This window comes from Phyllobacterium sp. 0TCS1.6A, from assembly GCF_026420825.1.
Classification (GTDB): Bacteria; Pseudomonadota; Alphaproteobacteria; order Rhizobiales; family Rhizobiaceae; genus Phyllobacterium.
In genome coordinates this window covers 719,380-731,041 of record NZ_JAPMAB010000002.1, presented here as the reverse complement: position 1 = coordinate 731,041, position 11,662 = coordinate 719,380, and the positions used below count along the sequence as shown (strand labels likewise).

The window sequence follows — 11,662 nt, the reverse complement described above, 5'->3', positions numbered from 1 at the left end:
CCCTATCTGAACCGCCAGCGTCACGCAACCCGAACCTGGTCGATTCAAGGCCCACGCCAGACAATATTTCGGCTGTGTTCGTGTCGCGCCATGCTGGCCCGACAACCTTCTGATATCACAGCCGAAATGGGATCCCGGCGACACACATCGCTGCGTCTGCTTCAGCGGGCGGCCCAGTTCGCTCCGCGCTGGAATATGGTTCGCATCTGGGGCACTTCGAACTCCTTGGCGACGTGTCCGAGCGACGAATAGAACACCCTGCCCTTGCCATATTTGCGCTTCCACACCACAGGCATGACGACGCCGTCGATCCAGTAGGCATGATCGCCTTTGAACGTCGTCGTTGCGAGGACCTCGTTGGAAGGATCGACATGCATGTAATATTGTTCAGACTTGTAGGGGAAATCGCCAATCCCCTGCATCAGAGGATCGTCCGGCTTCGTCACATTGACCGTGTAGTCGATGATGTTGCCGGGGTGCGCGACCCATTGGCCGCCGATGATGAATTGATACTCGACACATTCGCGGAAGGCATCTCCGGCGCCGCCATGATATCCGGCTATGCCGACGCCCTTCTCTACCGCCTCGGCAAGGTTCTTGGCTTCTTCCTTTTCTATCTTCGACATGGTCATGATGGGTACGATCAGGCTGAGGTCGTGAATCGAAGGGTCGGCAAATGCTTCGGTACTATGCTCGACATAGACCTTGAAACCATCCGTCTCCAGCATTTCCCTGATGATTTCGGCGCATTCCTGCGGCTCATGGCCGCTCCATCCACCCCAGACAATAAGTGCTTCGCGCATGTGTTTCCTCCTGAAATGCTAGATCGCGATCTTTCCATCGATCAATGAATCTGCGAGCGGCGCCGGGCGTTCCGTCGTGGTACTGATCGATATCGCCTGGCCGGATTGTGAAGCGCTTTCAAACGCCTCCATGACCTCCAGGACATGCAGCGCCAGCGATCCGCTCGCCCTGTGCGGCCGGTTGGACCGGATCGCATGCGCCATATCGGCCACGCCGAGCGAGCGGTAATTGCCATCCGAGTAGGGATGTTGCGTATCCCTGTTCTCGAAGGCTCCACCCTTTTTCAGATATTCGATCTGCCCGCCGAAATGATTGGGATCCGGAACGATCAACGTTCCTTCCGTGCCATAGATCTCAAGCGGCACGTGCTTGTGGCCGGCGACATCGAAACTCATGCCGATCTGCACGATCGCGCCGTTGGCAAACGCCATGACACCGGCCACATGGGTCGGCACCTGCACCGGTATGCGCTCGCCCTTGCGCGGCTCACTGGTGATGATGCGCTCGCTGCGGGGCGAGAATGCAAAGCCGGCAACCTGCTTGATGGGCCCCAGAAGGTTGACCAGATCGGTGATGTAATAGGGCCCCATATCCAGCATCGGGCCACCGCCGACCTCGTAATAAAAGTCCGGATTGGGATGCCAGCGCTCATGGCCCGGGCACATGAAGGTGGCCGTACCGCCGACCGGCTGACCGATTGCCCCCTCATCGAGGATCGCGCGCGCAGTTTGATGCGCGCCACCAAGAAAAGTGTCCGGCGCCGCGCCGATACGCAGGTTCCTGGCCTTGGCAGCGTCAGCGAGGCGCTTGCCCTCGGCAAAATTGATGCCCAAAGGTTTTTCCGAATAGGTGTGCTTTCCCGCGTCCAATGCTTGCAGCGCGACCGCGACATGCGCTTTCGGAACGGTGAGATTGACGACAATCTCGACATCGGGATCCGCCAACAATGCCGAGACCGTCGTGGCAGGAATGTTGAATTCCGCACCGCGGCTGCGCGCCAGATCCTCATTGAGGTCGGCCAGACCGACGATCTTCAGGATCGGAAAGGACGCCATCGCCTTCAGATAGGCGCTCGAAATATTGCCGCAGCCGATAATGCCGATACCAATGGGTTTCACTCAATATCCTCCCGATACAACTGAACAGATCAGAGTCCCTGCGCGGGGCCTGTGGTCCCCCAGGGCGATTCATAAAGTTCGCACAGCGCGACAACGGCGGCGCCTTGAGCCCATATTTCCTCTGGCGAATGATCGAAGACCAGTTCCGCCACATTCTTGAGCGATGGCGGAATGGCCTGGATATAGGCGGCGCTCAGGCTCTGCAGAAACGGCTTGCCCAATGCGAGGCTCGACCCGACCACGATGATGAGCGGTGGCGCGAACAGAGTGACGATATTGGCAAGCGCCGTTCCCACGGCCTCGCCTGCGCTGGCCGCGGCACGCACGAGTGCGTCATCTTCCGCTTCTATGAGAGTCTGGGCATGGTGCATTCCGCGCCCCAATTGGATGGCCTCGGCAAAACGTCCTGCCGCCGGATGCGCTGCCAGAATGGCGCTTTCGCCCGCCTTGCTGGACAATCGCACCGGTCCACCCGGGCCGACACCGACGACAAGGTCACCGAGATTGTGGTTCAAACCGCCGGCGCCCCGGAACAATTGCCCCTCATGCAGCACGCCGAGGCCAAGGGTTCGCTCCAGCGAAACCAGCACCATATCGTCCAGATCGCGCGCCTTGCCGAACCAGTGATGGGCAAGCGTTATGGCGTGGGCGTCGCTTTCGACGATGGTCGCCGTTCGCAAGCGCTCGGTCATCTCGGAGGCGAAGTCGACATCGATATCCCGAAACACCGGGCTCGTCAGCACGCGGCCGGTGCGATGCTCGATGACGCCGGGCAACCCTATACATACGGAATCGATCTCATCCAGCGACAGGCCGGCATCGACCACGCATCGCCTTACGCCATCCTCGATCAGGTCGGCAATCACACCGATCGGCTGCCGATCGACCCGCAGGTCCAGCGTCAATGTCGAAAGCACCTCACCTTTGAAGTTCGTTACGACGAATGTCATCCGGTTCGATGCGATCTTGGCCCCCACGACGCGCGCTGCGTCCGGATTGAGCTCGAGCATGACCCTTGGCCGACCACGCACGGCGGCATCCCGCAGATCGCCTTCATGGCGCGTCAGGATGAGTCCGTCATCCAGGAGCGATGCCGTAATCGCCGACACCGTCGTCGTCGACAGCTCGCTTCTCTCACTGATTTCGATGCGGGATATCGGTCCGAAGCGGCGAATCGTATCCAATATCGTGAAGCGATTGATCGCTCGCATAAGTTCGGGATCGGCGGTTTTCATGGAACTACCAGGCAGTTGAGGAGTATCCGGCATCGGTATATTTTTGCCGCATTACGGAATAAATAGCAGGACCCCTCTGCTGCCTGTCAAGCAGTTTAAGCCATTTGTGACAATTTAAGGTTGACAACCAACGCCTATTGCTTTGAATTAATCCGCACTACGGAAAAATTATCTGATTTCTCGGGAGGAGAAGTTATGAATAAGATGATCAGCATCGCCCGCAAGGGCGAGCGTGTAGTCGTGCGCGCTGCGGCAGCAGGATTGGCGTTGTTCTTGGCCTCCGCGGCGGCCAACGCCCAGACCGTCGTGAAGTGGCTCCATCTCGAAATAGACCCACGCTATGTGGCGATCTGGGACGACATCGCCAAGAAATACGAAGCCGAACATCCAAATGTCGATATCCAGATGCAGTTCCTGGAGAACGAGGCATTCAAGGCAAAGCTGCCGACGCTACTGCAATCGCCAGACGCACCGCAAATATTCTACACCTGGGGTGGCGGCGTGTTGAAGCAGCAGTCCGAAACCGGATCGCTCAAGGATTTGACGCCCTCGATGAAGGCCGAGGACGCCGCCTGGGAGAAGACGTATAATCCCGCCGCCGTGCAGGGCCTCACCTTCAATGAGAAGATATGGGCAGTGCCCATGAAAATGGGCACGGTCAGCTTCTTCTATAACAAGGAGAAGTTCGCCAAGGCCGGTGTGGATGCCGCAGGCATCAAGACCTGGAGCAACCTGCTCGACGCGGTCAAGAAGATCAAATCCGCCGGCATCGTCCCGATTGCAGGAGGTGGTGGCGAAAAATGGCCGCTGCATTTCTACTGGAGCTACCTCGTCATGCGGAATGGCGGGCAGCAAGTGTTTACCGCCGCCAAGAATGGCGAGGGAGAGGGCTTTCTCGACCCCGCCATCATAAAGGCTGGCGAACAGCTTGCCGAACTCGGCGCGCTCGAGCCATTCCAGCCCGGCTATCTCGGCACGACCTGGCCGCAGGCGCTCGGCCTTTTCGGCGACGGCAAGGCTGCGATGATCCTCGGTTTCGAAAATACCGAGGCCAACCAGCGCAACAATGCAGGCGATGGCAAGGGACTTAACCCGGAAAACATCGGCCGCTTCGCATTTCCTGTTATCGAAGGCGGCGCCGGCGCGGCAACCGACACGCTTGGTGGCCTCAATGGTTGGGCCGTTTCGAAGGACGCACCACAGGAAGCCGTCGATTTCCTGGCTTACCTTACGAACGTCGACAATGAGCGCGTCATGGCCAAGGCCGGAATGCTCATCCCCGTGGCCAAAGGAGCGGAGGACGGCGTCGTCAATCCGCTGGTGCGGCAATCTGCAGAACAATTGGGCGCCTCGACCTGGCACCAGAACTTCTTTGACCAAGACCTTGGCCCGTCCGTCGGCCGCGTCGTCAACGACGTTTCGGTCGAAATCACCTCCGGCCAGATGACATCGGAAGAAGGCGCCCAGATGATCCAGGACGCATTCGAACTGGAGAAGTTCTGATTCAGCATCTGCCCTCTGTCGCAACATGACTGACGACATGTCCAAAGGTAGGATGAGCATGACTGAACTGAGTGCATCAACGACATTGCTGCCTTCAGCGGCACTGCCAAAGACGGGAAAGGCGGCAAACCCGCTGGCGCGCGGCCGATTGCCCGTGCTCGTGGTGTTTCTGCCGCCGGCCATCCTGTTGTTCACGATCTTCGTCATCCTGCCGATGGGCGAAGCGGCATGGTACAGCCTGTATCGCTGGAATGGTTATGGGCTCCCGCAGCAATATGTCGGGTTCCGCAATTTCCAGGTCCTGTTCAACAATGCCGCCTTTACGCAGGCCTTGTGGAACAACGGCACCATCATCCTCGTCTCGGTACTGATCCAGATACCGCTGGCGATCTGGTTGGCCATGATGCTGGCCCACCGCATTGCCGGCGTCGTGGTCTTCCGCCTCATCTTCTTCCTGCCATACGTGCTGGCTGATGTGGCGGCAGGCCTCATCTGGCGCTTTGTCTATGATGGAGATTACGGCTTGTTCGCCGCCCTGTCGGGATTTCTCGGCATCGCAACGCCCTATGTGCTCGCTGACCGCAATCTCGCGATCTATGCGGTTCTGGCCGTCATCGTGTGGAAATATTTCGGCTTTCACATGATGCTGTTCATCGCCGGCCTTCAGTCCATAGACAAGAGCGTGCTCGAGGCTGCGGAGATCGACGGGGCGACAGGCTGGCAGAAGTTTCGGCACATCACCCTGCCGCTCCTTGGCTCGACCGTGCGTCTTTCGGTATTTTTCGCGGTGATCGGCTCATTGCAATTGTTCGACATGATCATGCCCTTGACGGCCGGCGGACCATCCAACTCCACGCAGACCATGGTGACCTTCCTCTACACCTATGGCGTTACCCGCATGCAGGTCGGCCTCGGCAGCGCAGTCGGCGTGGTCCTCTTCGTCATCTGCGTCACCCTCGCCTTCGGCTACAAACGGATATTCATGCGCAATGACTGACCTTACCTCCTCCACACGCCCGGGCACGGCAACCAAGCTCTATCTTTATGTGGCATTGTCGGTCATTGCGGTCCTCGTGCTGGTGCCGCTGCTCACGACAGCGCTCGGCGGTTTCAAATCTCTCGGAGAACTGCGCACCAATCCGTTCGGCCTGCCGTCAACCTGGTACTGGTCGAACTATACGGACATCCTGTTCGGCGACCGCTACTGGCGGCAGATGGTCAACTCGTTGATCATTGCCGTCTTGACCGTATTTCTCACACTTGTCGTCTCGGCGATGGCGGCCTTCACCTTCGCCCATGTCCGGTTCTTCGGCTCGGGCTTTCTCCTCAACTATTTTCTGATAGGGCTGATGTTCCCGGCTGCGACCGCGATCCTGCCGCTGTTTATCCGGATACGCGACCTAGGACTGCTCGATTCCTACTGGGGCGTCGTACTTCCCCAGGTCGCGTTCGGGCTTGGCATGAGCATCCTCCTGTTCCGCAACTATTTCAGGAACCTGCCTGAGGAACTGTTCCAGGCCGCTTTCGTCGATGGCTGCGGCTATATCCGCTTCTTCTGGTACATCTCGCTGCCCCTCGCCCGGCCGATAATCGCCACCGTGGGCATCATATCGTTCGTTGGCAGCTGGAACAGCTACATCCTGCCGCTGATCATGCTGAACTCCGAAAACAAATACACGTGGCCGCTCGGGATCATGGTCTATCGCGGCGAGTACGGCACGAACTGGCAGCTCGCGCTGGCGTTCATCACGCTGACAATCCTCCCGACGATCATCGTCTTCTTCATCGCGCAGAAGCACATCATTGCCGGGCTCACTGCCGGCGCCGTCAAATCATGATCGACAATCGTTGGAGCATCGCCCATGGCATCCGTTGAACTTCACAATCTCAGAAAGGCCTACGGCACGCTGGATGTCATCCATGACCTCTCGCTTTCGATAGAGGATAGCGAGTTCGTGGCGCTGGTCGGCCCGTCCGGCTGCGGCAAGTCCACGCTGCTTCGCATGATCGCCGGGCTTGAAGAAATCACGAGCGGAAATGTCCTGATTGGCGGCAAGATCGTCAACGGCTTGACGCCGCGCGAGCGCAATATCGCGATGGTGTTCCAGTCCTACGCCCTCTATCCGCATATGACGGTGGCGCAGAACATCGGCTTCAACCTCAAAATGTCAGGCGAATCGGCCGCGACGATCAGCGCGCGGGTGGCCGAGGCGGCGCGCATGCTCGATCTGACAAACCTGCTTGACCGCAAGCCCTCCCAATTGTCCGGCGGGCAGCGCCAGCGGGTTGCCATGGGCCGTGCCGTGGTGCGCGATCCCGAGGTTTTTCTGTTCGATGAGCCGCTTTCCAACCTCGACGCCAAGCTTCGCGTCCAGATGCGCGCCGAAATCAAGTCGCTACACCAGAAGGTGCAGACGACATCGATCTACGTCACGCACGACCAGATCGAAGCCATGACCCTGGCAGACCGGATCGTCGTGCTCAATCATGGGCGCATCGAACAACAGGGCGCTCCGATCGACCTCTATCGCAACCCCGCCAACCTCTTCGTCGCAGGTTTCATCGGCTCGCCTTCGATGAACGTACTGAAAGGTGTGGTCGAGGGCGTCGACGGCGCGCCATGCGTGCGCCTGAGCGACGGAACCGTCATAGGCGTGGCCGCAAAACAAGGGCTGGCGCGCGGACGGTCGGTCAAGGTCGGCCTTCGTCCGGAACATTTGTCGCTGTCCGGCACAGGCAGCGTCTTGCGCGGCGAGACCTTGCTGGTGGAACCCACGGGGGCACACACCCATGTCCTTTTCGACATGGCTGCAAGCAAGGTTACCGCCCTGGTAAGCGGAGACACCGCCTTGCGGGTGGGAACGCCGTTTGCGGTGACGATCGATCCGGACCTCGTCCACGTGTTCGACGATGAGAGCGGGCACGCGCTCTAACTGACGCGGCACCGCTCGCTCCCTCGGAGGTGACAGGCGTCAGAAGATGAAATCGCCCTCGGTGATCGTCGGTTCGAGGATGGAACTGAGCCAGATATTGAAATCGGATGCGCCATCGCCGTCCTCGTCGATCATGACAGTGGTCATGGTCTTTTCTATCACGAGGGCAACTTCACCGGCATTGCCGCTGAGACCGCCATATCCGACGAAAGTCAGGTCGAGAGGCTCGTCATTGGTGTAGTGACCATAAAAGCCGCTGAGGTCGATCTTGTCGCCCTCGGCGGAATGAAAGTCTTCAATCGTGCTCACCTTGTTCCAATTGGAGGCAAACACGAAAGTATCGGCCCCGTCGCCGCCATTGAGATAGTCACCGCCATTGGAATCCTCCAACCTGTCGTTCCCACCGAGTCCGGTCAGTTCGTCACGCCCCGTATTGCCCGAGAGATAGTTGGCCCCATCCGTGCCCACCAGGCTGTCATAGTCAAAGGGGCTACCGAGGATATTCTCGATGCCGACAAGTATATCTCCCTCGGCGTCTGCGCCCATGGTGAGGCCGCTATTGAGATTCACCACCACTCCACGCTCATTATACGAGTCACCGGAATATTGGACTGTATCCACGCCAGCGCCGCCGTCGATATAGTCGGCCCCTTCGCCGCCCCAGAATGTATTGTCGCTCGCATTGCCGATCAGTGTATCAGCGACGGACGTGGTGGCATCAACGTTTTCCACATTGCTGATCGTATCTTCCAGGAAATTGCCGCGCATGACGGTGCCGGCGGCAAGATCCACGGTTACACCGCCATGCTGGATCGCCTCTTCGCCGGGAATCGAATAGAAGCCGAGAATCCGGATCGTGTCGCTGCCACTACCGCCGTCGATCGTGTCGCTGCCGACACCGGGATCGATATGGTCGTCATCGGCTCCGCCTTCTATGAAATCGTCCCCGTATCCACCATATAATCCGTCGTGACCGGCCCCACCGCGGATGAAGTCGTTGCCATCCTCACCATCGAGAACGACGCCCTTGTCGTTGCCGATCAGTGTGTCGTCGAAGCTACTGCCGCGCACCCGTTCGATATTGCGAAGGGAATCGCCTTCCGCGTCGCCGCCGTGGCCGGTCCCTGTCGCCAGGTCGACCCGCACGCCCGCCGTTGAGTTGCTGTAGATGGCGCGATCATTGTCGCTTTCGCCGCCGTCGAGCACGTCTGCGCCTGCGCCGCCCTCGAGATTGTCATACCCCGCGCCGGCAAGCAGAATGTCATCGCCCTCCCCGCCCTCGAGTTCGTCATCGACGGCAGTTCCGATGATCAGATCATTGCCTTCATCACCGGAAATAGAGGCGCCCCGCTCATTGCCCGGAATATAGCCGCCGGTCAGTGACGTCTGCCCGCTGATCAGGATATCGTCGCCGGCACCACCGATGAGCGTGCCATAGCCGGCAAGGATCGTATCATTGCCTGCGCCACCATCGAGCAGGTCACCCTCGCCCTCCTGATTGCGTCCGCCTGTAAGCCAATCGTCGCCGTCTCCGCCATAAAGCGCATCGTCGCCACTGCCGCCATCCAGGAAATCGTCACCGCCGAAGCCATTGATCGTGTCTTCGCCAGCGGTGCCAACAAGAGAGTCGTCTCCCTCGGTGCCGTCGATGATTGCAGCCGGCGCGGCAGTGCCGGTCCTTGCAAAGGTCGATGACAGGCCAAATTGAGCTTCCCACCAACGGTCGTCGGTCGGATTGGCATCCATCAGGTAGGAATCGGTCGACGGGGAATTTTTCGGTAAAGCGACCATTGTTCATTCTCCTCAGTGAACATTGAGCTCGTGAAATGGAACCGGCGTCTACAGATTAATCAAGTTAGCACTGAAATCTCGATTGTACACATTCATAATTTCGACATAGGTCCAGCAGCTCAACCAAGATAAAATTTCAAAGCATATTATGGATACTTTGCCGACAATATATGTATAAAGATATTGATTGGCCGATCCTGATTTTTGTAGTTCACTACGGATAGATATCCGCATTTATTTTGAAAACGCCGCCAATTTCTGCTGGATATGACGGCAGCGATATCTGGCGGCATGCGGCGGAGGAATGATTTTGACTTGATCAGATTCGGGAGGAGGATTTTATGGCCAGGATAGAACTCAACCTGTCGTCAACGTCCGAGAGGCCGGGGTGGATACCCGATGAGACTTCACATAGTGCCTATTGGAGGGATTTCGCCACAAGCTATACCTATACGACGGCGGTCAATCCGAACCCGGTTCGATCGGCCGAAGGCAGTTTCGATTCCGACGCGGGCGACACCGAGATCGGCCTCGTCGAGTTTCCTGAAACCCAGGTCGGCGAAGATCCCGACACGGGCGCTTCGGCGATCAGCATCGACTGGCAGGACGACGACAGCGTCGATATCGCGCTGAACCGGGCCTGGAATACCATCAAGAACATCGAGATTTCGGAGTTCACGGGCTCGGCGCTCAGGGTCTCCAACTTCGTCGATGCGTGGGTGCACCTGACTGGCGATGCCGACCGCGACATCGATATCGACGGTGTGAAGCGGGCCGAGGTGACGACCGGCGGCGGCGATGACGATATCAGGCTCGGCATCGACAGCAATACGGGTGATTGGAGCAACGAGATCCGCATCGACACCGGGGCGGGCGACGACTACGTCGATATCGTAAGCGCCCACCGGGATTATACCGGCGACGGCGAAGCCACTCGCGGATGGGCAAACGGCCACATATACGCTGGCGACGGTGACGATAACGTCGGCGCCAGTAACTACGGCAGCTATGGCGACTTCACGATCGATGGCGGCGACGGCTCTGACGACCTCTCCGGCGGGAACGGCGATGATATCATCCTTGGCGGCGACGACACGCTGAACGGCAATGATGGCGAGCCTCACCATAATCATTTGAGGGGAGGCAATGGCGGCGATGACACGTTGATCGGCGGCCAATGGGCCATCAATCGGTTCAGCCTGGACGATGTCGGCCCGGGCGATCACGTCATCGGCGGCTATCTGACTGACACGTATTACGAAACGTTTCAATTTCCACCCTTCGATATCACTGCCGCTGGACAGGCTACCATTGTCAACGGAGCTACCCTGCAATCGGTCGAGGTTATTGACCTTGCTTTCCACGAGGATGCCGGGGTGACGATCGCCGGTGACTTTTCGCTCGGAAGCGTCAATACGATCTCGATCGACAGGGAGGGCGGCAATGCTCCTCCGCCAGCCAGCTTCGACGTGGATGCCAGCAACGCCGTCGGCGTCAATATCGAATTTGCAAGTTTTGATAGTCACGGCACCTTCCTCGGCGGCGGTGGAGACGACCGGATTGTCCTGATGCCAATCGACGGCAGGGATGTGCTCGACGGCGGTGGCGGCACCGATGAATTGGAATTTGGGAGCATATATGCCCTCAATACCACGATTACGGGGAACGGTTCCTCGATCGATATCGACGGCGCCCGCGTCAGCAATATCGAGAGCATCAGCATTGACGGCACGGGGCAGGGCGACCACATCACTGTCTCCGGCGACCTGGCGGAATCCGGCCTTCGGACCATCGTCTACTCCAGCCACGGCAGCGCCACATTCGATGCCGGCGCCTCGACCAATGCCAGCATCGGCTTCAATCTCACCGGCTCGGACGAAGCCGATACTCTTGTTGGGGGAGCCGGCAACGACATCCTGGTCGGTTTGAACGGCGCCGACATTCTGACAGGCGGAGGCGGCGACGACACGATGGCCGGCAATGGCGGCGATGACCTCACGGGCGGCATCGACCAATTCGTCTTCGCCTCCGGCAGCGGCAATGACAGCGTCGTCGGCTTTCAGGCGGGAAGCGGCGACGTCCTCGACATTGCCGGTTACGGCTTCTCGGGCTTCGCACAGCTCGAAGCGGAGGGCAGGATCACCGTTACCGATGACTACACCCAGATTGCCTTGAGCGACGACGACTCGATCCAGGTCCACGAGACCGGGCTGACGGCCGAAGATTTCCTCTTTGCCTGACAAGAGTTGGACACAGCTGGCACTGAACGAAGCAGCGG

General features: G+C 58.8%; 9 protein-coding genes. 5 read left to right on the top strand and 4 right to left on the bottom strand.

Annotation, left to right across the window (positions count from 1 at the left end; genetic code table 11):
• Positions 1-161 precede the first annotated feature (161 nt).
• The 3 genes from OSJ75_RS07645 to OSJ75_RS07635 are packed head-to-tail and all read right to left on the bottom strand — an operon-like array spanning position 162 to position 3,157.
• Entirely contained in the window at positions 162-803 is a 642-nt protein-coding gene (locus OSJ75_RS07645) for a ThuA domain-containing protein (RefSeq protein ID WP_250019468.1), read from the bottom strand.
• An 18-nt stretch (positions 804-821) separates the two neighbouring features.
• The gene (locus tag OSJ75_RS07640; RefSeq protein WP_267227425.1) at positions 822-1,922 is read right to left on the bottom strand and encodes a Gfo/Idh/MocA family protein; all 1,101 of its coding nucleotides are present in this window, start codon (positions 1,920-1,922) and stop codon (positions 822-824) included.
• 29 nt (positions 1,923-1,951) lie between these two features.
• Complete coding sequence (locus tag OSJ75_RS07635; RefSeq protein ID WP_267227424.1) at positions 1,952-3,157, bottom strand: ROK family transcriptional regulator; 1,206 nt, start codon at positions 3,155-3,157, stop codon at positions 1,952-1,954.
• 195 nt (positions 3,158-3,352) lie between these two features.
• Between OSJ75_RS07635 and OSJ75_RS07630 the strand changes: the two genes are divergently transcribed.
• Genes OSJ75_RS07630 through OSJ75_RS07615 form a run of 4 tightly spaced genes read left to right on the top strand, consistent with a single transcriptional unit; the run spans position 3,353 to position 7,593 of the window.
• Positions 3,353-4,660 (top strand): extracellular solute-binding protein, encoded by a 1,308-nt coding sequence (locus tag OSJ75_RS07630; RefSeq protein WP_267227422.1) that lies wholly within the window; start codon positions 3,353-3,355, stop codon positions 4,658-4,660.
• 58 nt (positions 4,661-4,718) lie between these two features.
• Positions 4,719-5,657 (top strand): carbohydrate ABC transporter permease, encoded by a 939-nt coding sequence (locus tag OSJ75_RS07625; RefSeq protein WP_267227421.1) that lies wholly within the window; start codon positions 4,719-4,721, stop codon positions 5,655-5,657.
• Positions 5,650-6,498, top strand: a complete 849-nt coding sequence (locus tag OSJ75_RS07620; RefSeq protein WP_250019473.1) for a carbohydrate ABC transporter permease — start codon at positions 5,650-5,652, stop codon at positions 6,496-6,498. Before OSJ75_RS07625 ends, OSJ75_RS07620 begins: the two co-directional genes overlap by 8 nt.
• 24 nt (positions 6,499-6,522) lie before the next feature.
• The gene (locus OSJ75_RS07615) at positions 6,523-7,593 is read left to right on the top strand and encodes an ABC transporter ATP-binding protein (protein ID WP_250019474.1); all 1,071 of its coding nucleotides are present in this window, start codon (positions 6,523-6,525) and stop codon (positions 7,591-7,593) included.
• Between the two features lie 39 nt (positions 7,594-7,632).
• Here OSJ75_RS07615 and OSJ75_RS07610 read toward each other — a convergent pair whose 3' ends face one another.
• Positions 7,633-9,384 carry a calcium-binding protein gene (locus OSJ75_RS07610; RefSeq protein ID WP_267227420.1) on the bottom strand — a complete coding sequence of 584 codons (1,752 nt, stop codon included), beginning with the start codon at positions 9,382-9,384 and terminating at the stop codon, positions 7,633-7,635.
• A gap of 341 nt (positions 9,385-9,725) precedes the next feature.
• Between OSJ75_RS07610 and OSJ75_RS07605 the strand changes: the two genes are divergently transcribed.
• Entirely contained in the window at positions 9,726-11,624 is a 1,899-nt protein-coding gene (locus OSJ75_RS07605) for a calcium-binding protein (RefSeq protein ID WP_267227419.1), read from the top strand.
• Positions 11,625-11,662: the final 38 nt, after the last annotated feature.